Origin of the sequence: Streptomyces sp. NPDC001851, from assembly GCF_040297165.1 — a bacterium.
In the GTDB taxonomy this organism is placed as follows: Bacteria; Actinomycetota; Actinomycetes; order Streptomycetales; family Streptomycetaceae; genus Streptomyces.
Genome location: NZ_JBEOYR010000039.1, coordinates 1 through 25466 on the forward strand (window position 1 = coordinate 1; position 25466 = coordinate 25466).

27 protein-coding genes are annotated in these 25466 nt (G+C 73.4%); 13 read left to right on the forward strand and 14 right to left on the reverse strand.

Features of this window, described 5'->3' with window-relative positions; all coding sequences use genetic code 11:
* Nucleotides 1-455 precede the first annotated feature (455 nt).
* On the reverse strand, nt 456-905 hold the full coding sequence (locus tag ABT171_RS37735) for a nitroreductase family deazaflavin-dependent oxidoreductase (RefSeq protein WP_351250939.1): 450 nt from the start codon (nt 903-905) through the stop codon (nt 456-458).
* A 125-nt stretch (nt 906-1030) separates the two neighbouring features.
* Between ABT171_RS37735 and ABT171_RS37740 the strand changes: the two genes are divergently transcribed.
* From ABT171_RS37740 to ABT171_RS37750, 3 genes are all read left to right on the forward strand, one after another.
* Nucleotides 1031-1717: a TetR/AcrR family transcriptional regulator gene (locus ABT171_RS37740; protein WP_351250940.1), complete on the forward strand. Its 687-nt coding sequence runs from the start codon at nt 1031-1033 to the stop codon at nt 1715-1717.
* Nucleotides 1718-1841: 124 nt separating this feature from the next.
* Nucleotides 1842-3056: a sensor histidine kinase gene (locus ABT171_RS37745; protein WP_351250941.1), complete on the forward strand. Its 1215-nt coding sequence runs from the start codon at nt 1842-1844 to the stop codon at nt 3054-3056.
* Nucleotides 3053-3718, forward strand: a complete 666-nt coding sequence (locus tag ABT171_RS37750) for a response regulator (RefSeq protein WP_351250942.1) — start codon at nt 3053-3055, stop codon at nt 3716-3718. Before ABT171_RS37745 ends, ABT171_RS37750 begins: the two co-directional genes overlap by 4 nt.
* On the opposite strand, the gene ABT171_RS37755 is transcribed toward ABT171_RS37750, so the two are convergent.
* Together ABT171_RS37755 and ABT171_RS37760 are read right to left on the reverse strand one after the other, a co-directional pair.
* Entirely contained in the window at nt 3679-3963 is a 285-nt protein-coding gene (locus tag ABT171_RS37755) for a DUF6332 family protein (protein ID WP_351250943.1), read from the reverse strand. The two genes, ABT171_RS37750 and ABT171_RS37755, sit on opposite strands and share 40 nt — an antisense overlap.
* A 155-nt stretch (nt 3964-4118) precedes the next feature.
* Complete coding sequence (locus tag ABT171_RS37760; RefSeq protein ID WP_351250944.1) at nt 4119-5609, reverse strand: MFS transporter; 1491 nt, start codon at nt 5607-5609, stop codon at nt 4119-4121.
* Between the two features lie 85 nt (nt 5610-5694).
* Here ABT171_RS37760 and ABT171_RS37765 point away from each other — a divergent pair, with 85 nt between their 5' ends.
* A complete protein-coding gene (locus tag ABT171_RS37765) occupies nt 5695-6090 on the forward strand; it encodes a MarR family winged helix-turn-helix transcriptional regulator (RefSeq protein WP_351250945.1) in 396 nt (131 codons plus the stop codon).
* Between the two features lie 7 nt (nt 6091-6097).
* Here ABT171_RS37765 and ABT171_RS37770 read toward each other — a convergent pair whose 3' ends face one another.
* Both ABT171_RS37770 and ABT171_RS37775 read right to left on the reverse strand, forming a co-directional pair.
* On the reverse strand, nt 6098-6838 hold the full coding sequence (locus tag ABT171_RS37770) for a maleylpyruvate isomerase family mycothiol-dependent enzyme (protein ID WP_351250946.1): 741 nt from the start codon (nt 6836-6838) through the stop codon (nt 6098-6100).
* A 302-nt stretch (nt 6839-7140) separates the two neighbouring features.
* The gene (locus ABT171_RS37775) at nt 7141-8319 is read right to left on the reverse strand and encodes an MFS transporter (RefSeq protein WP_351250947.1); all 1179 of its coding nucleotides are present in this window, start codon (nt 8317-8319) and stop codon (nt 7141-7143) included.
* A gap of 319 nt (nt 8320-8638) precedes the next feature.
* Here ABT171_RS37775 and ABT171_RS37780 point away from each other — a divergent pair, with 319 nt between their 5' ends.
* Nucleotides 8639-9034: a luciferase domain-containing protein gene (locus tag ABT171_RS37780; RefSeq protein ID WP_351250948.1), complete on the forward strand. Its 396-nt coding sequence runs from the start codon at nt 8639-8641 to the stop codon at nt 9032-9034.
* Nucleotides 9035-9046: 12 nt separating this feature from the next.
* Here the strand turns inward: ABT171_RS37780 and ABT171_RS37785 are convergent, their stop codons facing one another.
* Nucleotides 9047-9826, reverse strand: coding sequence for a DeoR/GlpR family DNA-binding transcription regulator (locus tag ABT171_RS37785; protein WP_351250949.1), 780 nt, complete (start codon nt 9824-9826; stop codon nt 9047-9049).
* Between the two features lie 125 nt (nt 9827-9951).
* On the opposite strand from ABT171_RS37785, the gene ABT171_RS37790 reads away from it, so the two are divergent.
* Both ABT171_RS37790 and ABT171_RS37795 read left to right on the forward strand, forming a co-directional pair.
* A complete protein-coding gene (locus ABT171_RS37790) occupies nt 9952-10833 on the forward strand; it encodes an SIS domain-containing protein (protein ID WP_351250950.1) in 882 nt (293 codons plus the stop codon).
* A 32-nt stretch (nt 10834-10865) separates the two neighbouring features.
* The gene (locus tag ABT171_RS37795) at nt 10866-11717 is read left to right on the forward strand and encodes a class II fructose-bisphosphate aldolase (protein ID WP_351250951.1); all 852 of its coding nucleotides are present in this window, start codon (nt 10866-10868) and stop codon (nt 11715-11717) included.
* Nucleotides 11718-11810: 93 nt separating this feature from the next.
* On the opposite strand, the gene ABT171_RS37800 is transcribed toward ABT171_RS37795, so the two are convergent.
* Nucleotides 11811-12944 (reverse strand): methyltransferase, encoded by a 1134-nt coding sequence (locus ABT171_RS37800; protein ID WP_351250952.1) that lies wholly within the window; start codon nt 12942-12944, stop codon nt 11811-11813.
* 67 nt (nt 12945-13011) lie between these two features.
* Between ABT171_RS37800 and ABT171_RS37805 the strand changes: the two genes are divergently transcribed.
* On the forward strand, nt 13012-13656 hold the full coding sequence (locus ABT171_RS37805; protein ID WP_351250953.1) for an alpha-ketoglutarate-dependent dioxygenase AlkB family protein: 645 nt from the start codon (nt 13012-13014) through the stop codon (nt 13654-13656).
* 48 nt (nt 13657-13704) lie between these two features.
* Nucleotides 13705-14943: an ROK family protein gene (locus tag ABT171_RS37810; protein ID WP_351250954.1), complete on the forward strand. Its 1239-nt coding sequence runs from the start codon at nt 13705-13707 to the stop codon at nt 14941-14943.
* Nucleotides 14944-15084: 141 nt separating this feature from the next.
* Here the strand turns inward: ABT171_RS37810 and ABT171_RS37815 are convergent, their stop codons facing one another.
* From ABT171_RS37815 to ABT171_RS37825, 3 genes are read right to left on the reverse strand one after another with little or no spacing between them, the layout of a single operon-like run.
* The gene (locus tag ABT171_RS37815; RefSeq protein ID WP_351250955.1) at nt 15085-15996 is read right to left on the reverse strand and encodes a phosphotriesterase family protein; all 912 of its coding nucleotides are present in this window, start codon (nt 15994-15996) and stop codon (nt 15085-15087) included.
* A complete protein-coding gene (locus ABT171_RS37820) occupies nt 15993-16577 on the reverse strand; it encodes a DUF4865 family protein (RefSeq protein ID WP_351250956.1) in 585 nt (194 codons plus the stop codon). Before ABT171_RS37820 ends, ABT171_RS37815 begins: the two co-directional genes overlap by 4 nt.
* 13 nt (nt 16578-16590) lie before the next feature.
* Nucleotides 16591-17166, reverse strand: coding sequence for a TetR/AcrR family transcriptional regulator (locus ABT171_RS37825; protein WP_351250957.1), 576 nt, complete (start codon nt 17164-17166; stop codon nt 16591-16593).
* A gap of 189 nt (nt 17167-17355) precedes the next feature.
* Here ABT171_RS37825 and ABT171_RS37830 point away from each other — a divergent pair, with 189 nt between their 5' ends.
* Genes ABT171_RS37830 through ABT171_RS37840 form a run of 3 tightly spaced genes read left to right on the forward strand, consistent with a single transcriptional unit; the run spans nt 17356 to nt 20950 of the window.
* Nucleotides 17356-17649, forward strand: a complete 294-nt coding sequence (locus tag ABT171_RS37830; protein ID WP_351251035.1) for an SHOCT domain-containing protein — start codon at nt 17356-17358, stop codon at nt 17647-17649.
* Nucleotides 17646-18395, forward strand: coding sequence for an ABC transporter ATP-binding protein (locus tag ABT171_RS37835; protein WP_351250958.1), 750 nt, complete (start codon nt 17646-17648; stop codon nt 18393-18395). Before ABT171_RS37830 ends, ABT171_RS37835 begins: the two co-directional genes overlap by 4 nt.
* The gene (locus tag ABT171_RS37840; protein WP_351250959.1) at nt 18392-20950 is read left to right on the forward strand and encodes an ABC transporter permease; all 2559 of its coding nucleotides are present in this window, start codon (nt 18392-18394) and stop codon (nt 20948-20950) included. The genes ABT171_RS37835 and ABT171_RS37840 overlap by 4 nt, the downstream gene beginning before the upstream one ends.
* 257 nt (nt 20951-21207) lie before the next feature.
* Here ABT171_RS37840 and ABT171_RS37845 read toward each other — a convergent pair whose 3' ends face one another.
* Nucleotides 21208-21855: an ATP-binding protein gene (locus tag ABT171_RS37845; protein ID WP_351250960.1), complete on the reverse strand. Its 648-nt coding sequence runs from the start codon at nt 21853-21855 to the stop codon at nt 21208-21210.
* A 230-nt stretch (nt 21856-22085) separates the two neighbouring features.
* The gene (locus ABT171_RS37850) at nt 22086-22409 is read right to left on the reverse strand and encodes a hypothetical protein (protein WP_351250961.1); all 324 of its coding nucleotides are present in this window, start codon (nt 22407-22409) and stop codon (nt 22086-22088) included.
* A 319-nt stretch (nt 22410-22728) separates the two neighbouring features.
* Between ABT171_RS37850 and cds1 the strand changes: the two genes are divergently transcribed.
* Nucleotides 22729-23853 (forward strand): L-cysteine desulfhydrase Cds1, encoded by a 1125-nt coding sequence (cds1, locus tag ABT171_RS37855; RefSeq protein WP_351250962.1) that lies wholly within the window; start codon nt 22729-22731, stop codon nt 23851-23853.
* A 13-nt stretch (nt 23854-23866) separates the two neighbouring features.
* Here the strand turns inward: cds1 and ABT171_RS37860 are convergent, their stop codons facing one another.
* Both ABT171_RS37860 and ABT171_RS37865 read right to left on the reverse strand, forming a co-directional pair.
* Nucleotides 23867-24328, reverse strand: coding sequence for an SRPBCC family protein (locus ABT171_RS37860; protein WP_351250963.1), 462 nt, complete (start codon nt 24326-24328; stop codon nt 23867-23869).
* A gap of 72 nt (nt 24329-24400) precedes the next feature.
* Complete coding sequence (locus ABT171_RS37865; RefSeq protein WP_351250964.1) at nt 24401-25243, reverse strand: DeoR/GlpR family DNA-binding transcription regulator; 843 nt, start codon at nt 25241-25243, stop codon at nt 24401-24403.
* Nucleotides 25244-25466 lie beyond the last annotated feature (223 nt).

The following is a 25466-nucleotide window of genomic DNA, read 5'->3' on the forward strand; positions in this document are numbered from 1 at the left end:
CCCCGGGTCATCCGTTCGACAGGGGGGAACAGTCATGCCGGGCCCGGAGGCCAGCGGTCCTCTTACAGGACCGCGGAAAACATAACGGGGGGGGCGGGTCGGTGGGTGGGGTTGCGCGGGGTTGGGCCGGGCGGTGAGTTGTACGGGACTGGGCCGGGCGGGGACCCGTGGCGGGGCCGGGGCGGCTCGGGGGACTCGGGCGCGACCGTTCCGGGCGCGGATTTGCGGGGGTCGGGCTGGTGGGTGAGCTTGCGCAAGGCCGGGCCGGGTGGGGGCCTGCACAGAGCTGGGCCGGGCGGTGACTTGTACAGGACTTGGCTGGGTGGGGACTTGGAGGAGGCCCGGGTCCATGGCTGGGCTTGCGCAGCCGGGCCCGGCGGGGGCCTGCGCAGGACCGGGCCGGTGGGGGGCGGTGCCGGTCCCGGGCCGGTGGGGCAGTCCGGTGGAGGGAGCGGTCAGCTCGTGACCGTGATGTGGAAGACCGGGTGGTCGGGGGCGATGCGACGCAGGTCCTCGTCGGGGGACTCGGGGCCGACGCCGTCGAAGAAGACCCCGACCTCGGCCTTCCAGCGCTTGAGGTAGGCCCGCAGCAGCGGGACCTTGTCGTCGTCGGCGACCTCGGTGGCGCTGAAGACGTCCACGTTCTTGCCCAGCCGCAGTTCGCCGCCGCCCGCCGCCCGCATGTTGTGGGTCCACTGGACATGACCGCGCGGCGCGAGCAGGTACTGCCGCCCGTCCACCGTCAACAGGTTGACCGGGGTGGTGCGCCACTGTCCGCTCTTGCGCCCGCGCACCGCGAGGACCCGGGAGCCCCAGACACTGATGCCGCGCCGGGTCATCCAGGCGACCGCCCGGTTGAAGACGTTGATCGTGAACCAGCCCGGCTTTCTGACGTGTGTCGACATGGTGACCCCCACGGTTGGGAGAGCGGTGCTCTCGCTTGACTTCAGTGTGGTGCAGACAGGTGCTCCGACGCAAGAGCAGTGCTCTCGTTTGTGTGCACCGCTCTCGCGCGTGGCACACTGCTGGCATGAGCACCGCACAGGGCGCCCGCGCACGGGCCAGGACGGAAGTCACGGCAGCCATCAAGGAAGAGGCGCGCAGACACCTCGCGAAGGAAGGCGCGGCCAAGCTCTCGCTGCGGGCCGTCGCCCGGGACCTGGGCATGGTCTCCTCGGCGCTGTACCGCTACTTCCCGAGCCGTGACGAGCTGCTGACCGCCCTGATCATCGATGCCTACGACTCCCTCGGCGAGGCGGCGGAGCAGGCCCGCGACGCCGCGGCCGACTCCGCGCCCGTGGCCCGCTGGACGGCGGTGTGCGAGGCGGTGCGCGGCTGGGCACTGGCCCACCCGCACGAGTACGCGTTGATCTACGGCTCGCCCGTGCCGGGCTACGCCGCCCCGCAGACCACTGTCCCGGCCGCCGCCCGCGTCGGCCTGGTCCTCATCGGCATCGTCCGGGACGCCCGCGAGCACGGCGGCCTCTCCGAGCTCCCCCTCCCCGCCGGGCTGCGCCCCGAGGCCGAGCGCATGGCCGCCGACCTCGCCCCCGAACTGCCACCCGAGTCGGTCGCGGCCCTGGCGGCGGCCTGGGCCCAGCTGTTCGGGCTGGTCAGCTTCGAACTGTTCGGCCAGTTCAACAACGTGGTCGAGGACCGAGAAGCCTTCTTCCGGCACGCCGCCATGGGGCTGGCGCAGGGGGTGGGGCTGCGGTAGGCGGGGGGTACGTCAGGGGAGACCGGGGCTGACCTGCCGGAGCCGCCGTACTTCCCCGGGAGTACGAGTGATCACCTCGCTCGGCTGACGTCCGCGCCGCCCGGTGGCGTCTACCGTGGCCCGCATGACAGAGCAGCGCGCCCCGGGGCAGTGGTGGCGGCACGGCCCACCCTGGTGGAGCGCTCCGGACGACACGGAGCCGCACCGGGCGCGCCTGCCCTGGCGGTCCACCGCGCTGTTCACCGCGTTCGTGCTGATCGGCAGCCACTTCGCCGCGCACAGCGAGCACCACCGCGTGGCCCTGAACGGCTACGCGCGCGTGCTGCTCGTCGTCGCCTCCGTCCTGCTGCTCTGGCGGAACCGCTACCCGGTGGCCGTGGCCTTCGGGACCGCGACGGTGACCCTCGGCTACCTGGCCGCGGGCTATACCTACGGGCCGGTCTTCCTGACCGTCGCCGTCAGTTGTTACAGCGCGGTCGTCGCCGGGCACCGGCGGGCCGCCTGGGCGTCCGTCGGCCTCCTGTGGGCCGGGCACGCCCTGGTCGCCCTGTGGCTCTACCCATGGCTCCCGCCCGCGGGCGACAAGCGCGGGAACGTCTATCAGGAGATCGGTATCGGCGCCTGGGTGCTGGCCGTCGTCGCGCTGTCCGAACTGGCCCGGGTGCGGCGCGAACAGTGGGCCCGGGAACGCGCCGACCGGGCACAGGCGGCCCGGCGCCGCGCGGACGAGGAACGGCTGCGGATCGCCCGCGAGCTGCACGACGTCCTCGCGCACAGCATCTCCGTCATCAACGTCCAGGCCGGCATGGGGCTCGCACTGCTCGACAGCGACCCCGAGCAGGCGCGGGCCGCGCTCACCACCATCAAGGCCGCCAGCAAGGAGGCGCTCGGCGAGGTACGCCAGGTCCTGGACACCCTGCGAACGCCGGGCGACGCTCCGCGTGCCCCCGCTCCCGGCCTCGACCGGCTGCCCGAACTGGTGGAGCAGGCGGCGGCGGCCGGGCTGACCGTGGAGATCGAGGGCGAGCCGCCGCGACTGCCGCCCGGCGCCGGCCTCGCCGCCTTCCGCATCGTGCAGGAGGCCCTGACCAACGTCGTACGGCACTCCGGATCGCGGCACGCGCGTGTGCGGTTCACCGAAGACGGCGACGCGCTGCGGCTGTGCATCGACGACGACGGTCCGGCCACGGGCGCCGACGCCGGGGGCAGCGGCAACGGGCTGGCCGGCATGCGGGAGCGGGCCGCCGCGCTCGGTGGCACCATCGAGGCGGGCCCACGCCCCGGCGGTGGCTTCCGGGTGCTCGCCGTACTGCCGCTGCACCCCAGGGAGGGCCAGTGATCCGGGTACTGCTCGCCGATGACCAGTCGCTCGTGCGGGCCGGTTTCCGGGCGTTGCTCGACGCGCAGCCGGACATCGAGGTGGCCGGGGAGGCGGCCGACGGCGAGGCGGCGCTGCGCCTGGTGGGCGAACTTCGGCCGGACGTCGTTCTGATGGACATCCGCATGCCCCTGCTGGACGGTCTCGCCGCGACCCGGCGCATCACCGGCGACGCGGAGCTGGCGGACGTGAAGGTGGTCATGCTGACCACCTTCGAGCTCGACGAGTACGTCTTCGAGGCGATCCGCTCCGGCGCCTCCGGCTTCCTGGTGAAGGACACCGAACCGGACGAACTCCTGCGCGCCGTACGGGCGGTGGTCCAGGGTGACGCGCTGCTGTCGCCCGGCGTCACCCGCCGGCTGATCGCGGAGTTCGCGGCCCGTTCCAAGGAGCCCGCGGCGGCGGACGCCCTGGTCCGGCTCACCGAGCGGGAGCGGGAGGTGATGGCGCTGGTCGGCATCGGCCTGTCCAACGAGGAGATCGCCCGCCGCCTGGTGGTCAGCCCGCTGACGGCCAAGACCCATGTCAGCCGCACGATGGTGAAGCTGGGCGCCCGGGACCGCGCCCAGCTCGTCGTGCTGGCCTACGAGTCGGGGTTGGTCAGGCCCGGCTGGTTGGGGTGAACCGCCCGCTGGAAGCGGACCAGCACGCTGACCACCCGCACGATGAACACCACGGGTGTCACCGCCACGCCGAGCCACAGCAGGGCCTTGGACAGCAGGTGCGGCAGGTCGAAGAGCAGTGCGGGCCCGGCCACGGCCCCGAACAGCACCGCCGCCGCGAAGGCCGCACTCACCAGCGCATAGCCGATCTCGACCGTCGCCGCGTCCCGTTGCGCATTGCTGCGGCGTCCCCCGTGTGCGTACATTCCCCCAGCCTCACAGACGGCCGCCCGGCGGAGCAACCAGCTCCGCCGGGCGGCAGCGCGCCCCATGGGCACGCGGGGAACCGCGCGACCAGCCGACGACGGGCTGGCGGACGGCCGACGACCCGTCAGGGACTTCCGCACGTCGCGCGGAGCGCTCAGTCATGGACCGGCACGCGGTCCGTTTCCGCCTCCTGCACGGCGGATCCGGCGACCACGAGGGACGGCTGCGTACGACGGCCGCGCAGACCGGTGAGGGTGATCAGCAGGCCGGCCGCCGCGATGCCGGTGACGACGAGGAAGCCGGGCCGGTAGCTGTCGAGGACGGCCTGCGGGGTGGCGTGTACGGGAGCGCCCGCGGTCACCGCGGCCGTGACGACCGCCAGGAAGATCGCGCCGCCCACCTGCACCGAGGTGTTGAGCAGACCGGAGACCATCCCCTGCTCATGGTCCTCGACGCCGTTGGTGGCCTGGATGTTGAGCGACGGGAAGACCAGCGCGCAGGCCGCGCCGATCAGCAGCATGGACGGCAGGATCACGGCCGCGTACACGGGGTCCAGGTCGACGCGCAGGAAGAGCGCGTAGCCGAGGACCATGAAGGCGAAGCCGGCCGCGATCAGCCGTGGTGTACCGAACCGGTCGACGATCGCACCCACCTTCGTGGAGGACACCGCCACCAGCGCGCCCGCCGGCAGGAACGCGAGCGCGGTGTGCAGCGCCGACCAGCCGAGCAGCGACTGCATATAGAGCGTCGTCAGGAACTGGAAGCCCACGTACGAGCCGAAGAACGCGACCGCGCCGAGCTGGGCGCGGACCTGGCTGCCCGAACGCAGCACGCCCAGCCGGATCAGCGGGCTCGGCGAACGCCGCTCGACCAGGACGAAGGAGGTCAGCAGCAGCGCCACGGCGAGGAAGGACAGCAGCGTGCGGGCCGAGGCCCAGCCGGCTCCGGGAGCCTGGACGACGGTGAAGACCAGCAGCAGCATCGACGCCGTGCCGAGGACGGCGCCGGGGATGTCGTAACCGCCGTGGTTCTCCTCGCGGGCGCTGCGCGGCAGCAGCCGCAGGCCGGCGAGCAGCGCGACGAGCGCGATCGGCGCGGGCAGCAGCATGGTGAAGCGCCAGCTGGCCTCGGTGAGCAGGCCCGAGAGCACCAGGCCCATGGAGAACCCGGTGGCGGCGCAGGTGGTGTAGATGGAGAGGGCGCGGTTGCGCAGCGGGCCCTCCGGGAACGTGGTGGTGATGATCGACAGGCCGGCCGGTGCCGTGAAGGCCGCGCTCAGGCCCTTGATGAAGCGGCTGGCGATGAGCAGCGGACCGGAGTCCACCAGCCCGCCGAGCAGTGAGGCCAGCGCGAAGACGCCGAGGGCGACGAGGAACACCTGCCGCCGGCCGAGCAGGTCGGCGGTCCGGCCGCCGAGCAGGAGCAGGCCGCCGTAGCCCAGGATGTAGCCGCTGACGATCCATTGCAGCGTCGACGTGGACAGATGCAGGTCGGAGCCGATGGACGGCAGCGCGACGCCGACCATCGACACGTCCAGCGCGTCCAGGAACATCGCCGCGCAGAGCACCAGCAGGGTGCCCCACAGCCGGGGAGTCCAGCGCACCGCAGAGGACGGGGACGCGGGGGTGGTGAGCGGAGAGGTCATGCCGAGGACACTACATGCGCATACATTGAATGCAAACGCATTTAATGCCGGTGCAATAATCTTGTTTCTCTGCTACGGTGCGCCCATGGCGTCGAACAGGGCCGAGCAGGCGCTCGTGGAGCAGTGGCGGGACATCCTCGCGCTGCACGCGCACACCCAGTGCGAGCTGGACCGGGCGCTCGGCGGACACGGCCTGTGCGCCAGCGACTTCGAGGTTCTCGACCTGCTGGCCGAGGGCGGGGCGGACGGCGGCTGCGTCTATCGCGTGCAGGAGATCTCCGAGCGCGTCCATCTCAGCCAGAGCGCACTGTCCCGGCTGATCGGCCGTCTGGAGAAGGACGGCCTGGTGGAGCGCGCCATGTGCGCCGAGGACCGGCGCGGGGTGCGCGTGGCGCTCACGGCGAAGGGGCGCGCGCTGCACGGCGAGGTACGGCCGGTGCAACGCGGGGTGCTGGCCCGGATGCTGGGCGACGCCGACTGATCAGGCGTCAGATCCCGCCCTTCTCCCGCCACAGCGTGGCGAGCGACTGATCACCGGAGACGGTCGGGACGGGCCCCCGGTTCCACAGGGCCAGGTACAACTCGTCGGCGGGGCCGGACAGTTCGGCCTCCGCCGCCCCGGTCTCCTCCCGCACGGTCACCGGCGGCTCGTCCGTGAGCCGTACGGTCCACACCGCATCCGTCCCCGCGCCCAGTGCCCGCACCCGCAGCAGGCGTGGCTCCGGCGTGCGCACGCGGCTTCTGGGCCGGGCGTGGAAACCGCGCAGCAACTCGTCGATGCCGTCCACCGCGAAGTCCGGCGCGATCGGGGACGCCGTACCGCCGCGCGCCGCCTCGGCGTCGTGGCGGTGGATGGTCGTCTCGTGTGCCTGCCGGCGGGTCCAGAACGCCAGCGGTGAGGGGTTGGGTGCCGGATGGAAGGTCCAGCACCGCACGTCCGCGGGCGCGGCGGCGAGGGTGCCGACGAGCAGGCGGTGACTCTCCCGGTACCAGTCCACCAGTTCGGCGCCGTCGAGGTCCGGTGCGTCACCGAGTGGCCGCGGCTCCGGGTGTCCGTCGGCGACGAAGGCCGCGGCCCAGCGGTGCACCGCGCCGGTGTGCCGCAGCAGGTCGCGCACCTGCCACTCCGGACAGGCCGGCACCTTGGCGTCGGTCCCCGCCGCGGCGGCGGCCGCCGCGAGCAGCCGGCCCTCCCGGTCCAGGGTCTGCAGGAAGTCGGCAGTGTTCATGGGGGTGATTGTGCCGGACGGAGTGCGCTTGAGGGCCGGCCTTTTCGGCGTGAGCTGACGGCTGGTCGTACGGCGCGCCGGGTGCGGCGCGCACGACCCTCGCGCCGGCGCGCGCCGCCATCCGGAGGCCCCGCGCTGTCGCGGCGCGGTCGAAGGACCGCCGGCTCCCGAGTGCACGCCGCCGCCCGCCCTTCCGCTCGCGCGTCATCGGTCCGCCCTTCCGGTTTCGTGGCAGCCGTCCGCCTCTCCGGCTCCGGAGCAACCCGCGCTTCGGGCTTCCGCGCAGCCGCCCGACTTCCGCGTCAGCCGGCCATCGCCCGCCGCGTGGACACCCCGATGACCGCGGCGACGGCGGCCAGTGCCGCGACGCTGGTGAGAGCGGTCGGGAGGGAGAACCAGTCGGCCATGAACCCGATCGCGGGCGGTCCGAGGAGCATGCCGCTGTAGCCCAGTGTCGAGGCGACGGCCACGCCGGACGGACCGGTCAGCGCGCCGGCCCGTTCGACGGCGACCGGGAAGAGGTTGGCGAGGCCCAGTCCGGTGACGGCGAAGCCGACCAGCGCCGCCCACACGGAGGGTGCGAGCGAGCCGAGCAGCATGCCCACCGCCGCGACGGTGCCGCCGGCGATCACCGTACGGGCGCGGCCGAGACGCTCCAGCAAGGCCGTGCCGGTCGCCCGGCCCGCGGTCATCGCCAGCGCGAAACACGCGTACCCGGCCGCCGCCGCGCCGGACGACGCCGCGAGGTCCTGCTGGAGGTGGAGCGCGCCCCAGTCGGCCATGGCGCCCTCGCCGTAGGCGGTGCACAGCGCGACCAGACCGAAGACGACGACCAGCCCCCGGCCACCGGTGCGCCGCGGCGCGGCACGGTCCGGTGTCGCCCCCGGTGAGGCAAGCCGGTCCGCCGGTGCCGGCGGCTCCTGCCGCAGCAGGGTGCGTCCGGCGACGGCCGTGACGAGCAGCCCGATCAGAGTGAGGCCGAGCAGATGCCGGGTCGGGGAGAGCGCGCCGGCGACCAGTCCGCCGAGACCGGCGCCGATCATGCCGCCCAGGCTGAACGCGGCGTGGAACGTGGGCATGACCGGCCGCCGCAGCGCGGCCACCAGGTCGACGGCGGCGCTGTTGAAGGCGACGTTGATGCCGCCGTAGGCGGCACCGAAGAGGAGGAGTACGGCGCCCAGGGCGGGCGCCGAGTGGGTCAGTGGCGGGAGGCTGACGCTGAGGGAGAGCAGGACCGCGCAGACCACGGTGACCGGATGGCTGCCGTAGCGGCGGCAGAGCCGCCCGATGAGGGTCATGGTGACGACGGCACCGGCGGAGACACCGAGCAGGGCCAGCCCCAGGTCGCCGGCGGAGGCGTTCGTCTGCTGCTTGATGGCGGGGATGCGGACGACCCAGCCCGCGAAGATGAAGCCGTCGAGGGCGAAGAACGCGGTGAGGGCCACGCGCAGGCGGACGAGGTCATGACTGTCACCCGGCACCACACTGTGCGAACGGGTTTTGTTTAGTAGCGGCACAAAATCAGGTTAGGCGGGTGCGTGCGGATGAGGCAAGGGGGTGCGGGCGGCCCGCGCGCAGCGCCGCGCTACTCGGTTCCCCCCGGTCCGGAGCGGGCCGATGTGGCCTTGAGCTGCGCCTGCCTGCGCCGTCCCATGACGACGGCGGCGTCAACACGGCGTACCCGCATGGCCCGTTCGCTGTACTCTCGCGGTCTCCGCGCCCGACGCGCCGCCGGATACAGGTCGGTTAATGCTTGCTCACGAGCTGGTTGCCGGCGGATGAGCGGTCCATGATGGCCCCATGACGTTGGCCTCGCGCGCGCTCGCGCAACTGGCGACCTGGCCCGACCTGAGGCAGGCGGTCCCGAGCTGCGGCCTGGGACAGGCGATGAGTTCGGCCCAGGGCGAGATCGCCCACTTCCACTCGGACCGCGATGTCGATCTGCGGCTGACCGACCGGGCCGTTCGCCGGTTCGCCAAGGACTTCAGGGGGGCGGGGGCGATCAGGATCGTGCCCGGCTCGCAGTGGGTGACCCTGCGCCTCGACGCCGCGAGCGACGTCGACCTGCTGCTGACCCTGGTGAGCGTGGCGCTCCAGGCCCAGCAGGCCTGGCCCGACCCGGCCGACCGGCCGCTGTTCGGCTGCAACGACCAGCGGGGCGCGGGATTCGTGAAGGCCGACCTCGGCGCCTTCTGAGGTCGCCGGCCCTCACACCGCCAGGACCCGGACGCCCGCTTCCTCGAAGCGCCGCACCGTCTCCTGCTCCACCGCCGTGTCCGTCACGAGCGTGTGCACCAGTTCCGTCCCGCAGATCCGGGCGAACGCCCGCTGGCCCAGCTTGCTGGAGTCCGCGGCGACCACCACTCGCTCGGCGCGCTCGCACAGCAGCCGGTTGATCGCGGCCTCCGCCTCGTCATGGGCCGCCGCGCCGTGCGTGACGTCGAAGGCGACGACACCGAGCACCGCCACGTCGAGCGTGATCTGCCCGAGCACCCCGTCGGCGAGCGGACCGATGAGTTCGTACGACTGCGGGCGCGCCACCCCGCCCGTCACCACGATCTTGAACTGGGGCCGTACGGCAAGCTCGTTGGCGATGTTGAGCGCGTTGGTCACGATGGTCAGCGCGGGCGAGGCGCTGGACAGATCGCCGCGTACGGCCAGGGCGCGGGCCACCTCCGTGGTGGTCGTGCCGCCGGTCAGGCCCACCGCCTCGCCCGGCGCCAGCAGATCGGCCACGGCCTTGGCGATGCGCTGCTTCTCCGGGGCGCGGCGGGCCGTCTTGTAACGGAGCGGGAGTTCGTACGACACCCCGTGCACCACCGCTCCGCCCCGGGTGCGCACCAGCATCTGCTGCTCGGCGAGCTGGTCGAAGTCCCGGCGGATCGTCGCCGCCGACACCTCCAGCTCGGCCGCCGCCTCCTCGACCTCCAGCCGGCCGCGTTCGACGAGCAGGTCCAGCAGCGCCTTCCAGCGGGCGTCCCGGGACATCCGCAGCCTCCGTTCTGACGTGTTCCCGGTGACCTTAGCGCACCTCACTCGGCGCGGAATGCTTGATCGTGCTCGAAAGCTCGCTATATCTTGCAAGAACAATCAGCGGCGGGGAGGGTATGGGCATGACGCATGTCGAGAACGAGCTGAACAGCCAGCCCGAGTGCTGGGCACGGGCTGCCCAGGAGGCGGGGCGGTACCGGGACGCGCTGCCGGGGCCGGGGGAGCGGATCGCGATCGTGGGGTGCGGGACCTCGTACTTCATGGCGCAGGCGGTGGCCGGCCTGCGGGAGGGCGCGGGCCAGGGCGAGACCGACGCGTTCGCGGCTTCCGAGTTCCCGTACGGGCGGTCGTACGACCGCGTGGTGGCCCTCACCCGCTCCGGCACCACCACCGAAGTGCTGGAACTGCTGGGTGAGTTGAGGGGCAGGACCCGCACCACCGCCGTCACCGGCGATCCGGACACCCCGGTCGCGAGCGCCGCCGACGACCTCGTCGTGCTGGACTTCGCCGACGAACGCTCCGTCGTGCAGACCCGGTTCGCCACCACCGCCGTCACCCTCCTGCGCGCCCATCTCGGCCTGCACACCGACTCCGTCGTCGCCGACGCGCGCACGGCCCTCGCCACTCCTCTTCCCGAGGAACTGGTCGCCTGCACCCAGTTCACCTTCCTCGGGCGCGGCTGGACCGTCGGGCTCGCCCACGAGGCCGGGCTGAAGATGCGCGAGGCCTCGCTGTCCTGGACCGAGACCTATCCGGCGATGGAGTACCGGCACGGCCCGATCAGCATCACCACCGAGGGCACCGCCACCTGGATGCTCGGCGACGCACCCGAGGGGCTCGCCGAACAGGTCCGGGCCACCGGCGGGCTGTGGGTCGACGGCGGGCTGGACCCGCTCGCCGAACTCGTCCGCGTCCAGCGGCTGGCGGTCGCCGTCGCCGCCTCCCGCGGCCTCGACCCCGACCAGCCGCGTCATCTCACCCGCTCGGTGATCCTCGCCCCCTGAGCCCCGCCCCGCGCCCCGGAAGGACCCCTCACGTGCCCCTCGCGTCCACCGGCGAGCTGGTCGTCGCCGCCGCCGAAAACCGATCCGCCGTCGCCGCGTTCAACATCATCACCCTGGAACACGTCGAGGCCGTCATCGCCGGCGCCGAGTCGGCCGGCGCGCCCGTCGTCCTCCAGGTCAGCGAGAACGCCGTCAAGTTCCGCTACGGGCGGCTGCTGCCGCTGGCCCGTGCGGCCGTCGCCGCCGCCGAACGCGCCGCCGTCCCCGTGGCACTGCACCTGGACCACGTACAGAGCGACCATCTGCTGCGCCAGGCGCCCGACGCCGGGTTCAGCTCGGTGATGTACGACGCGGCCCGGCTGCCGTACGCCGACAACCTCACCGCGACCCGCGCCGCCGCCGACTGGGCGCACGCCCAAGGGCTGTGGATCGAGGCCGAGTTGGGCCAGGTCGGCGGCAAGGACGGCAGACCGCCGCTGGACGCCCACGCACCCGGCGCCCGCACCGACCCCGACCAGGCGCGCGACTTCGTGGCCTGCACCGGCGTCGACGCGCTCGCCGTCGCCATCGGCAGCGTGCACGCGATGACCACCCGCACCGCCACCCTCGACCACGGCCTGCTCAAACGGCTGTCCGCCGCGCTGTCCGTCCCGCTCGTGCTGCACGGCTCCTCCGGCGTACCGGACGACGGCCTGGTCGCGGCGGTCGCCGGCGGCATCGCCAAGGTCAACGTCGGCACGGCACTGAACATGGCCATGACCGGCGCGATTCGCGACTTCCTCGCGGCGAATCCCGAGGCGGTCGACTCCCGTAAGTACTTGAGCGTGGGACGGGAGGCGATGGCCCAGGAGGTGCGTCGGATCATCGAGGTTCTGGCCGGCTAGAGCGCCCCGCAAGGGCACGGGGCTGTGTTCGATGGGCGACTACCGCCGCGGGGCGCGACCAGGCCGCGACGACGCCGCGGACGATCGACGTGCTCAGCCCTTCCTGACCGCCTTCAGCACCACGAACTTCGGGTCGGAGGCCACCAGTTCACAGTTGCCGAACAACCGCCTCAGCTTCACGTGGTACCCCAGGTGCCGATTCCCGATCACCCACAGCTCACCGCCCGGCCGAAGCGAGCGCAGTGCCCCGGTGAACATGCGCCACGCCGTCGCGTCGCTCGTCGCCTGGTGGGAGTGGAACGGCGGGTTGTTCAGGACCAGGTCCACACTGCCCGGCGCCACCCCGGCCAGCCCGTCACCGACCCGGAACTCGGCGTGCCCGGGCACCCCGTTCGCCTTGTACGTCGCCTCCGCCGAGGCCACCGCCTGGAACGACTCGTCCACGAACAGCACTTCGGCCGCCGGGTCCGCCAGCGCCACCGCCGTACCGACGACGCCGTTGCCGCACCCGAGGTCCACCACGCGGCCCGCACCCGGTCCCGGCAGGTGCTGGAGGAAGAACCGGGTGCCGATGTCGAGCCGGTCGGCGCAGAACACGCCCGCGTGGTTGACGACCGTACGCCCGGAGACCGCGCCGATGCCCTCCGGGAGCGCGTAGCTGAACGGCCACGGGTTCTCGGGCCGGGCCGCCGCCGGGTCCGGGCTGCAGAAGATCAGCCGGGCCTTCTGCCGGGCCAGTGAGGTCCGGGTCGGCCCGAGGATCCGCTCGAACAGCTGGAGCGTGGAGGTGTGGATCTCCTTCACCATGCCGGCGCCGACGACCACCGTGTCCGCGTGCACGGCGGGCGCCAGCCGCAGCAGCTGGTCCTCCAGCAGCGCCAGGCTCTTCGGCACCCGCACGAGCAGCACGTCCACCCGCTCCGGCGGCGGGTCCTGAGTGGTCAGCAGCCGGACGGCACCGGGCTCCACACCGGCCCGCGCCAGGTTCGCCCGGGTCGCCTCCTGGCTCAGGAAGGAGTCGGTGATCTGCGTCGGCCGGTGCTCCGCGAGCGCCGTGACCAGCGCACCCCAGCGGTCCCCGAGCACCACGACCGAGCCCGTGAGCGGCACCCCCTCCTCGGCCAGGTGCCGCAACAGGTACGCGTCGGAGGCGTCCCAGGCGCGCAGCCGGTCGCGGGGATCCTCGGGGAAGCGGGACAGCTCGATCTCGCCCCACGGTGTCGTCATACGGTCGCTCATCGTGCCCCCAGGCTAGCCGAGCCGCAGCTCAGGAGTGCTGCGGCAGGATGGGGGCGTGGACGCGGAGCTGTTTCCCAGGGAGCGCGCGGAGGTCGCGCCGGGCGCCGTGCACGTCCCGGACTGGCTGGACGCGGGCCAACAGCGCGAGCTGCTCGCCGCCTGCCGGGCCTGGGCACGGCCACCGGCCGGCCTGCGCACCGTCCGCACCCCGGGCGGCGGCACGATGACCGCCCGGCAGGTCTGCCTGGGCTGGCACTGGTACCCGTACGCCTACGCCCGCACGGTCGTCGACGGCGACGGTGCCCCCGTGAAACCGTTCCCGGCCTGGCTCGGCGAGCTGGGCCGGCGCGCCGCCGTCGCCGCGCTGGGCCCGCAGGAGCCGTACGCCTACGACATCGCACTGATCAACTTCTACGACGGCGACGCCCGCATGGGCATGCACCGCGACGGCGACGAGCAGGCGGACGCGCCGGTGGTCTCCCTCAGTCTCGGCGACAGCTGCGTCTTCCGCTTCGGCAACACCGCGACGCGCGCGAAGCCGTACACCGACGTGCAGCTGCGCAGCGGTGACCTGTTCGTCTTCGGCGGTCCCTCCCGGCTCGCCTACCACGGGGTACCGCGCGTGCACGCCGGCACGGCCCCGCCCGGGCTGGGCCTGGCCGGACGGCTGAACATCACCCTGCGGGTGAGCGGCCTGTAGCGGGCGGCGCCGGCCACCCCGGGTGCGGATCATGGGAGACTCGCCCTCATGAGCGGCAAGGCGGATCCCCGGGCAGCGGGGGAGAGGACCACCTCGAAGGCGCGGCTGGACCGGGGGCGCGGTGCGCTCGGACCCGCGCTGGAGCTGGTGCACACCGGGCGGGCACCGACCCGGGCCGTGCTCACCGCGGAGCTCGGCGTCACCCGGGCGACGGCGGGGGCGGTGGCCGCCGAGCTGGAGGCGCTCGGGCTGATCCGGGTGGACGCCCGGCCGGGCGCCGCGGCCGGCTCCCAGGGCCGGCCCTCGCACCGGCTGGAGGTCGCCGAGGACGGCCCGGTGGCCCTCGCCGCGCAGGTCCACGCCGACGGCTTCCGGGCCGCGCTGGTCGGTCTCGGCGGCCGGATCGTGGCGACCGCGCCCGGCTGCGAGACCGTCGACGCCGACCCGGCGAAGGTGCTCGGCTCGGTCGTCGAGGCCGGCGCGGAACTGCTGCGCACGACCGGCCGCCGCTGCGTCGGCGCCGGACTCGCCGTGCCGTCCGCCGTGGCCGAACCGGACGGCCTCGCCCTCAACCCCCTGCACCTGGCCTGGCCCGTCGGAGCCCCGGTCCGGCGGACCTTCGCGGAGTGCGTCCGCGACGCGGGCATCACCGGCCCGGCCTTCGCGGGCAACGACGTCAACCTCGCCGCGCTCGCCGAACACCGGCACGGCGCCGGGCGGGGCGCCCGGGACCTGCTGTGCGTGGCCACCGGCCACCGGGGCGTGGGCGGCGCGCTGGTGCTGGACGGCCGCCTGCACACCGGCAGTTCGGGCCTGGCCCTGGAGGTCGGTCACCTCACCGTCAACCCGGAGGGCAGGCCCTGCCACTGCGGCAGCCGCGGCTGTCTGGACGTCGAGGCCGACCCGCTGGCCCTGCTCGTCGAGGCCGGCCGTGAGCCGGGCCCCGAGGTGTCCCTGCTCCAGCAGGCCGACGACCTGCTGCGCACCCAGTACGCCGATCCGGCCGTCCGCAGGGCCGCCGAGGCCCTGATCGACCGGCTGGGCCTGGGCCTGGCCGGCCTGGTGAACATCCTCAACCCCGACCGCATCATCCTCGGCGGCCTCCACCGCACCCTCCTGGACGCCGACCCCGGCCGGCTGCGCGCGGTCGTCGCCGACCGCAGCCTGTGGGGCCAGAGCGGCGGCGTACCGATCCTGCCCTGCACGCTCGACCACAACAGCCTCGTCGGCGCGGCCGAACTGGCCTGGCAGCCGGTGCTCGACGACCCCTTGGGAGCGCTGCGGTGACCGCTCAGGCCGGGAGAGGCGCGCCCCGAAGGGGCGCGGGACTGTAGGTGACATCGCGGCTCCGCCGCGCGGGCGCGACACGCCACGGACGACCCGCAGCCGCCGGACGGCAGAACGACGCAGGCGCCCAGGCGGGGACCCTCACGGCCAGTCGACCGCGAACGCCCGCCCAGGATGCTCGGTGAGCATCCGCTCCACCAGCTCCGCACCCAACTCCACCTCAAGCCTCGGCCGGGCCCTGCGCAGCAGATACGGCATGCCCGGCCCGCCGTCGACCGAACGGCCGCCGGCCACCACGGTGTCGCCGCCGAGCAGCAGCCGGTCGGCGAAGCCGGCCTCCGCCAGGGCCCGTACCGCCTCCGGCATCCGCCAGTCGGTGGCGTGATGGGCGCGGGAGGGCCCGTCGAAGGCCAGCCAGCAGCCCGACGCGGCGGCCTGGCGCTGCACCACCGGGTCGGGGGAGCGGTTCAGATGGCCGAGGATCACCCGGTCACCGGGCACGCCCAACTCGCCGCACAGCAGGTCGAGCACGTCCAGCGCACCGGTGCCCAGCTCCAGGTGCACGGCGATGGGCGCGCCGGTGGCCCGGTGCGCCTCGGCCGCCGCCGTCATGGTCCAGCGGGCGTGCGCGTCGAGCGCGTGGAAGCCGCCCGCCACCTTGATCAGACCGGCGCGCACCCCCGTCGTACCGATGCCGTCGGTCAGCTCGGACACGAACAGCTCGGCGAGGCCGGTACCGCGCAGCCCGCCGAGCAACTCGGGGTCGTAGTGCGCGGCCTGGTGCAGCCCCGTGGCGCACACCAGGCGCACACCGGTGGCCCGGGACAGCTCCGGCAGCTCCGCCGTCCGCCGTCCCATCCCGTACGGCGTCCACTGGACGACGGCCGCTCCGCCCGCCGCCCGGAACGCGGCCAGCTCGGCCCGCGCCGCCGCCACGTCGTCCAGCTCCTGTCCGGGCAGCTGCGGGCTGCGCAGGAAGAGATGGTCGTGCGCGTCGCACACACCCAGCTCCTCGGGCGGGATGTCGCCGAGGACCGTGCGGACCCGGTTCACCACTGCCGCCCGCGCGGGAGCCGGTCCCGGCCGGGTGCGGACAGGTGCAGCACCTGGAAGAGGTCGCCTTCGGCCTTGGGCGTGTCGTGCTCCCAGAGCGAGAAGTGCACCAGCTCCCAGGCCCGCGTGTCGACGGCGGCCGCCGCCAGCACCGCGCCGTCCTCCGCCGCGAGCCGCCCGGTCTCGGCCGCCGCGTCCGCCATGAAGGCCGCCAGCTCCACGCCCTCCGGCACCGGTTGGCGTCGGCGCACGGCGAACGAGGGCGCGGAACCGGTGGCGGAGCCCTCCTCGAACGCCAGGCCGGTCCACTGCCGTATCGCGGGCCGCCCGAAGTCGTCGACGGGCCCCTGGAAGGCGCCTCCCCACAGGAAGCTGTTCATGCCCTCCATCGTGTTCCAGAGGTAGAACGGCCCGTACTGGTTCACCGGCGAGCCGTGCACCCCGCGCTCGCGCAGCACGTACGTCTTGATGCCGAGGCCGTCCCAGTCGTCCAGCAACGGGCCGACACGGGCGACGCGGGAGCGGATGACGCCCATGTCGTAGTCCGCGGGCAGGGTGAACTCGTACTGCATGGCGTGCATGTCGAACCCTCTCTCAGTCTTCCTGTCCCGGACTGCGCGGCGCGAGCAGGGAGAGCAGGCCCCGGACACCGGCGTCGAAGGCGGCGGGGGAGCCGGAGGCGCGGGCCAGGACATAGCCGCCCTGCACGGTCGCGAGGACGGCCGCGCCGATCTCCTGTCCGTCCAGCGAGGGTGCGAACTGCCCCAGTCGCTTGCCCTCTTCGACGATCCCGGCGATCCGCTCCCTGATCCACGCGATCGTCTCGTCCACCGGCGCGCGCAGCTCGTCGCTGGCGATCACGTCCGGGTCCATGGTCAGCCGGCCGACGGGGCAGCCGCGCAGTACGTCACGCTCGCGCAGCAGGTACGCCTCGATCCGCTCGTACGGCGTGCCCGGCCCGCCGAGGACCCGCTCCGCCGTGGCGCGCAGCTCGTCGGCGGTGCGCCGGATCGCCGCCAGCGCGAGATCGGGCTTGCCCTTGAAGTGGTGGTACATGCTGCCCTGGCCGGCGCCCGCGCGCTCCAGGATCGCCTTGGGGCTGGTGCCCACGTACCCGCGCTCCCACAGCAGCTCGCGGGTGGACTCGATCAGTCGTTCCGGGGTGCTCATGAAGCTACTGTACATACTAGTAGTTACAGTCCGCCAGTCCGGGGGGAGCAGGTGCACTCCACCGTCGTACTCCCGCGGAGGTACGCGCACTGCCTCCGGCCGCACGACGACCCGGACCCGCTGCCGGAGGGAGTCTCGTGCCATCCCCGAAGACCGGGGGCCACCGAAGCGACAACGGAGATGACCGAGATGCAGAACCTGGCCGACTGGGGCGGCGGCGGACCCGGCCCGTGGATCCTGTTCTTCCCGCTGATCTGGGCGGCCGTCGTGCTCGGCGCTGTCACGGTCCTGCGGCGCACCGGGCTGCGCGGCCGCGGGGGCCCCTGGCGTGTGACGGACGGCGGACGGCCCGCGGGCGACTCGCCGCTCGCGGTGCTCGGCCGCCGCTTCGCCTCCGGTGAGATCGACGAGGACGAGTACTGGCGCCGCCTGTCCGTCCTGGAGGAGCAGTTCGGCCGCCCGGGCAAGGGAGGCGCGGCGTGACCGCGACGACGGCAGTGCGGGCCGCCGCCCGCGTGGTGGACGCGGTCAAGGTGTACGGCGGCGGCGACACCGCCGTACGCGCCCTGGACGGCGTCGACGTCTCCTTCCCCGCCGGGCGCTTCACCGCGATCATGGGCCCCTCGGGCTCCGGCAAGTCCACTCTCCTGCACTGTGCGGCCGGCCTCGACACGCTCACCTCCGGCGCCGCCTGGATCGGCGACACCGAGCTCGGCGCGCTCGACGACCGACGCCTGACGCTGCTGCGCCGCGACCGGGTCGGCTTCGTCTTCCAGGCGTTCAACCTGGTGCCGACGCTGACCGTCGCCGAGAACGTCACCCTGCCGCTGGACCTGGCCGGGCGGCGCGGCGACCGGGAGTGGATCGACGCGCTCGTCGACGTCGTCGGGCTGCGCGACCGGCTGCACCACCGGCCCGCGGAACTCTCCGGCGGCCAGCAGCAACGGGTGGCCGTGGCGCGGGCCTTCGCCGGGCGGCCCGACGTGGTCTTCGCCGACGAGCCGACCGGCAACCTCGACTCCCGCTCCGGCGCGGAGGTCCTCGGCCTCCTCGGCTCCGCCGTACGCGACATGGACCGGGCGGTCGTCATGGTCACGCACGACCCGGTGGCCGCCGCACACGCCGACGAGGTGCTCTTCCTCGCCGACGGCCGCCTCGTCGACCGGATGGAGTCGCCCACCGCGGACCGGGTCCTGGACCGCATGAAGGCCTTCGAGGCGCGGACATGAACGCGTCGCTGCGGCTCGGCCTCACCTCCCTGCGCGCCCACCGGCGCCGGTTCGCCGGCACCTTCCTCGCCGTGTTCCTCGGCGTCGCCTTCCTGACCGCCACTCTCGTCATGGGCGACACGCTCAGGGCGAGCTTCGGCAGTATGTTCGGCGAGGCCACCGACGGCACGGACGCCGTCGTGCGCGGCGCCGACGCCATCACCACCCCCGGCGAGGCCCGGGGGGTACGGCGACCCGTGGACACCTCGCTGGTGAGGACCATCGAGCGGGTCCCCGGTGTGGCCGCCGCCGCCCCGAGCATCCAGGGCGCGGGCCAGCTCGTCGGCTCCGACGGCAAGCCCGTCGGAGGCCAGGGACCGCCCACCCTGGCCGGCAACTGGATCACGGACACCCGCCTCAACCCGTACCGGATCGCCGAAGGCCGCGCGCCCGCGAAGCCCGGCGAGGTCGTGGTGAACCGGGGCGCCGCGAAGAAGGGCGGCCTGAAGATCGGTGACACCACCACGCTGCGCACCCCGGACCCGGTCGAGGTCACCATCGTCGGCCTCGCCACCTTCGGCGGCCAGGACGGCATGGCCCAGGTGACGTTCACCGGCATGACCCGGGCCGACGCCGAGAAGTACCTCACCGCACGCCCCGGCCAGGCCGCCGCGATCGAGGTCCGGGCCGGACCCGGAGTGAGCCGGCGGGAACTGGTCCGCAGGCTGAGCCGCGTGCTGCCCGAGGGAGTCGAGGCCATCACCGGTCAGCAGTCGGCGCAGGAGAACACCGACATGATCTCCAGCCAGTTCCTGACCGTCTTCACCACCCTCCTCCTCGTCTTCTCCGGCGTCGCACTGCTCGTCGCCACCTTCTCCATCTACAACACGTTCGCGATCGTGGTCGCCCAACGCACCCGCGAGAACGCCCTGTTGCGGGCGCTCGGCGCGGCACGCCGCCAGGTGACCGCCGTCGCACTCGCCGAGGCCTGCCTGGTCGCGCTCACCGCGTCGCTCACCGGGCTCGCGGGCGGCATCGGCATCGCCGCCGGCCTGCAGGCGCTGTTCCCGGCGATCGGATTCCCGTTCCCCGACGGCGACCTGGTGATCAAGACGCTGTCGATGGTGCTGCCGCTCGCGGTCGGAACCCTCGTCTGCCTCGGCTCGGCGCTCCTGCCGGCCCGGCGCGCCGGACGCACCGCGCCGCTCGCCGCGCTGCGCGAGACGGCCGTCGACGCCTCGGGCGCCTCCCGCGTCCGTGCGATCGCCGGGGGCGCCCTCGGCGCGCTGGCGCTCGCCACGACCCTGACCGGCGTCCTCGTCTCCCCGTCGGTGTGGCTGGCGGGAGTCGGCGCCCTGCTCGCCCTGGCGGACTTCGTCGTCCTCGGCCCGGTCGCCGCCACCACGGCCGTACGACTGCTCGGCGCACCCGTGGACCGGCTGCGCGGGGTGCCCGGCTCGCTGGCCCGGCGCAACGCCCTGCGCAGCCCGAAGCGGACGGCGGCCACGGCGAGCGCGCTGATGATCGGCGTCGCCGTCGTGTCGCTGTTCACCGTCTTCGGCGCCTCGCTGAAGGCCACGATGGACCAGACGGTGTCCCGGTCCTTCGCCGGTGACCTCGCCGTCAGCAGTCCGTCCCTCGGCGCGGGCGGCAGCGGACTCAGCCCCCGGCTCGCGCCCGCCCTCCAGCGTCTGCCGCAAGTCGCCACCGCCGTGGGACTCGGCCGCGGCGTCGCCGAAGTGAACGGCCATGGACGGGCGTTGACGGTCACCGATCCGGAGGCACTCGCCCGCACCTTCGACCTCGGTACGGTGACCGGCTCCCTGCGCGGCCTCGGCGCCGACGGCATCGCGATCACCCGGACGGAGGCCGGCCGGCAGCATCTGCGCACCGGTGACACCGCCCGCCTGACCTTCACCGACGGCCGGAGTGAGATCACCGTCCGGGCGGTGTACGGCCGGTCGGAACTCGCCGGCGACTACGTCATCACCCGCGCCGCGTGGGCCCCGCACCGCACCCAGGACGCGGACACCCTGATCGCCGTCACCTTCAGGCCCGGGGTGAGCGCCGACGACGGCAAGGCGGCGGTGCGGCGGATCGCCGCCCGGTACGGCAACCCCGAGGTGCAGACCCGCGACGAGTACGCGCAGTCGTCGGCGGGCGGGATCGACATGATGCTGACCCTCGTCTACGCGCTGCTCGCCCTCGCCGTGGTCATCGCCCTGCTCGGCATCGCGAACACGCTGACGCTCGCGCTGCACGAACGCACCGGGGAACTGGGCCTGTTGCGGGCCGTCGGCCAGACCCGGGCCCAGCTGCGGGCCATGGTCCGCTGGGAGTCGGTCCTGGTCGCCGCGTTCGGCACGGTCGGCGGGCTGGGCCTCGGCGCCTTCCTGGGCTGGGTGCTGGTGAAGGCCTCGGACGGCGCGGGCGACACCGCGTTCGCCTTCGCCCTCCCGCCCGCGCGGCTGGCCGTGGTGGCCCTCGTCGGCCTCACCGCCGGCGTCCTCGCGGGCCTCCGCCCGGCCCTGCGCGCGGCCCGGCTGGACGTGCTGCGGGCCATCGCGACGGAGTGACTGCGTCGCGTCGGCGGGGGCGCCTAAACACCGGGTCGGTCGAGACCGTGTGCGGGTGCGGGTGCGGGTGCGGGTGCGTTGTGGCGGGCCGCGCCTACTCGCCGGGTCGGTCCAGACCATGTCCGGGTGCGGGTGCGTCGTGGCCCGGTCGCGCAGTTCCCCGCGCCCCTGGGGAGCTGCAGCCGTCGCACTCGTCGGCGCGGGCGAGCGACCCCACCCCTGGCCCCCCACCGTCGTACCGCGAGGTCCCCGCCCGGTCAGCCCGAGACGGCCGACGGGGCGGGGGTGTGCGCGCCGGGCCCGGCCGACGCGTGCGCCACCGCCGGGGCGGGGGCTGCTGCGGCGACCGGCGCCACGGCGCCGACCGGTGCTGTCGCACCGCCGACCTTCGCCGCGGCCACCGGTACCGTCGAGCGGACCGGCGTGGCCCTGGCCGTCGGCCGCGGCTCCGTCGTGCGGCGTGGTGCACTCGCCGGATGCGGCCGCACCACCGTCGGCGCGGGCAGCGTGAACCAGACGACCTTGCCGTTCTCGCCGTCCGGCCGCGCCCCCCAGCTCTCGCTGACCGCCGCCACCATGGCCAGCCCCCGGCCACAGGTGGCCAGCGGGCCGGCGTCGGGCGCTTCCGCGGCGTCGGCCGGCACCGGAAGCCGCGGATCGTTGTCGCGCACCGAGACGGTGAGCCGGTCCGGCGCCAGCTCCAGCTCGACCGTGCACGACTTGTCGGGCCTCGCATGCCGGTGCACGTTGCTCAGCAGCTCCGTCACACCGAGCGCGGCCCGGTCTATCAACGCGTCCATGTGCCAGTAGCGCAACTGTGCAGATACGATTCTGCGGACCTGGCCGATCCGCGACGGCAGGGCCTGGAGCTCCACCGTGCAGTGCCTGCTCGGGTGACTGATCACGGCTGCGACTCCCCGATGTAGAGGTCCGAACGGACCGGAAGAACACGGAGAACAACGGATCCAGCAGGGCGTCTGCGTCCAGACGTCCGCCTGCTGTCGTGGCCGGCGGGCTGGTTCGCAGCGTTATCGCCGGTAAACCCAGAGTGACGTGAGACCAGCGTGACGCAGCGGGTGCCCGCCCGCAACTCGCCGCGACGGACCGCTGCTCACCGGTGTGCGCCGGACGTTCCTCAGCCGCCGCGTCCGGCGGCGCGCCGCACCGCCTCGATGAACCGGCGTGCCGCGGGCGGACCCGGCTCGCCCGGAGCGGGGTCGCGCTCGCCCAGCGTCAGCAGGTACCGCTTGCCGTTGAGGTCGGCCAACGCCTTGTCGTCCGGACCGAACCACGGCTTGGACGCGCGCACCGCCCGCACCGGAGCGCTGTCGATCTCGCTGCCGTAGCTGGTGAGCAACTCCAGCCTGCCGTCGTTGATCCGGACCTGTCCGGCCCGGGTGAGCGAACGCAGCCGCTTGCCGATGCGCACGCCCTTGGCCGTGAACTCAGGCTCCGCCATCCTTCGCCGCCCCCTTGCCCGTGTGCTTCCGCGATCCAGTGTGCGCCCCCGTCAGGGCCTGTCCGAGGGACGATCGTCCCGTCGCGTGCAGTCTGCCTCCGTGCGGCCGGGAGCACCAGTACACGCGGGCGCCTGCGGCAGCGGCCCGGAGCACTCCCGCCAAATGCGCCCCCGGATGCTGCGCACGCCTGTGTCCCAGGGCCTCTTTGGGTGGCTCAAAGATGCGTTTATGCAGGTGGGAAGCGATGTGAAAGATGCCTATGCTCGATGTGGCCGGCCGCGCGAGGCGTCGTCGGCGCCGAGCGTAAGGAGCACCGCCGTGAGCACCACCCACCAGACCCGGACCGGCGCGACCCTCGACGTCGACCGCAGCGACGCCGCCTACCGTGACTGGCTGAAAGAAGCCGTCCGCAAGGTCCAGGCCGACGCCAACCGCTCGGCGGACACGCACCTGCTGCGCTTCCCGCTCCCCGAGCACTGGGGCATCGACCTCTACCTGAAGGACGAGTCGACACACCCCACCGGCAGCCTCAAGCACCGCCTCGCCCGCTCGCTCTTCCTCTACGGCCTCTGCAATGGCTGGATCCGCCCCGGCCGCCCGGTCATCGAGGCCTCCAGCGGCTCGACCGCCGTCTCCGAGGCCTACTTCGCCAAGCTGATCGGCGTGCCCTTCATCGCGGTCATGCCGCGCACGACCAGTGCCGAGAAGATCCGCCTGATCGAGTTCCACGGCGGCCAGTGCCACTTCGTGGACGACTCCCGCAAGATGTACGAGGAGTCCGCCCGCCTCGCGGTGGACACCGGCGGTCACTACATGGACCAGTTCACCTACGCCGAGCGGGCCACCGACTGGCGCGGGAACAACAACATCGCCGAATCCATCTTCCGTCAGCTGGAGTTGGAACGGTTCCCGGAGCCGGCGTGGATCGTCGCCACGGCCGGCACCGGCGGCACCTCCGCGACCCTCGCCCGCTACGTCCACTACATGCAGTACGACACCCGCATCTGCGTCGCCGACCCGGACAACTCCTGCTTCTTCGAGGGCTGGACCACCGGCGATCCGGACGTCACCTGCGACTGCGGCTCCCGGATCGAGGGCATCGGCCGCCCGCGCATGGAGCCGAGCTTCGTGCCCGGCGCGATCGACCGGATGATGAAGGTCCCGGACGCGGCCAGCGTCGCCGCCGTACGCGCCCTGGAGCGAGCCATCGGCCGCAAGGCCGGCGGCTCGACGGGCACCGGACTGTGGAGCGCGCTGAAGATCGTCTCCGAGATGGTGGCCGAGGGCCGCCGGGGCAGTGTCGTCACCCTGCTGTGCGACCCGGGCGACCGCTACCTCGACAAGTACTACTCCGACGCCTGGCTCGCCGAGCAGGGACTGGACATCACGCCGTACACGGCGGCGATCGAGACCCTGCTGACCACGGGGGCATGGCCGGACTGAGCCCCCGCACGGGTCAGCCGAGGCGCCGGTCCAGCCTTGCGACCGCACCGCGGAAGGCGCGGCCCACCCCCGGGCGGGCGAGCGTCCACAGCAGGCGGAACGCCGCCGTTCCGTCGAGCGCGAAGGTCATCTGCACCCGGGCCCCGGTGCCCGCCGGGGCAAGCCGCCACTCCTCCACCCAGGCGCGCGCTCCCGGCATGTTCGTCACGTCGACGCGATAGGCGTAGAGCTCCGGCGCCTTCGCCGCGACCACCGACTCCTCGAACCGGCCGCCGCCGCGCAGCCGCACCTGGCGACCCCCGCCGGCCGACCGTACGGAGGCCACCCCGGGGAACCATTCCGACCAGCCGGCCGGGTCCTCGGCCAGCGACCGGAAGACCGCTTCCGGGGCTGCGGCGACCTGCCGGGCGAACACCAGGCGCACCGGCGCCGCCTCGACAAAGTCCGGACCGACCGGACGTAGAGCATGAGCCATGGCGCGAAACCCCCCTCGTGAAGCCCCTCCAAGGAACCGGGGTGGTGCACCGCCAGCCTAACTGATACACCGTCAGATGTCGTCGGCGTGCCAGCCGTCCGCGTCCGTCTCGCCCGCCACCAGCAGCCGCGGCAGATGCTCCGAGATCTCCGCCCGGGCCTCGGCCGGCAGCCCCGCGTCGGTGACGAGCGTGTCCACCTGCTCCAGCGTGGCGAAGGAACTCAGGCCCACCGTCCCCCACTTGGTGTGGTCGGCGACCACCACGACCCGGCGCGCCGAGTGCACCAGCCGCCGGTTCGTCTCCGCCTCCGCGAGGTTCGGCGTGGACAGACCGGCCTCCACCGATATGCCGTGCACGCCGAGGAACAGCAGATCGAAGTGGAGGGCCGCGATCGCCTGGTCGGCGACCGGCCCGACCAGCGAGTCCGACGGGGTCCGCACGCCGCCGGTGAGCACCACCGTGGCCGCGCCCTGTCGCTGGCCCGAGGTGCGCTGCGCCGCGTGGAAGACGTCCGCGACCCGCACCGAGTTCGTCACCACCGTCAGATCGGGCACCTCCAGCAGGTGCTGCGCGAGCGCGTACGTCGTCGTACCACCGGACAGGGCGATCGCCGTGCCCGGGGTGACCAGCGTGGCGGCTGCCCGCGCGATGTCCTCCTTGGCGGTCAGCTCCAGACTCGACTTGGCCTCGAAGCCCGGCTCATGGGTGCTCGCCTCGACCACGGGCACCGCGCCGCCGTGCACCTTCTCCAGCACACCCTGACGCGCGAGCGCGTCCAGATCGCGGCGCACGGTCATGTCCGACACGCCGAGCTTGCGGGTCAGTTCGTTGACCCGCACACCACCCCGGCGCCGGACCTCGTCCAGGATCAGGGCGCGGCGCTGCTCCGCGAGGAGGTTCTGATTCTCACTCACGTACGCTCCGGTCCTTTCGCCGCCAGCCGTCCGACACACCCGGCGCACCACCCCCGACCAGGAGGTTCCCTTCGGCCGGAGATGCGCGGGCGTCCCATCCTTTCACGGGTCGGTACGGGTTGCGCCACCTTCTGTCACGACCCGCACCTGCCACGTGTGCCACAGCGGTCCCGCCGTCGTCACCCGAATCGGGGAGATTCCATGACGAGTGGTGCACACCGCC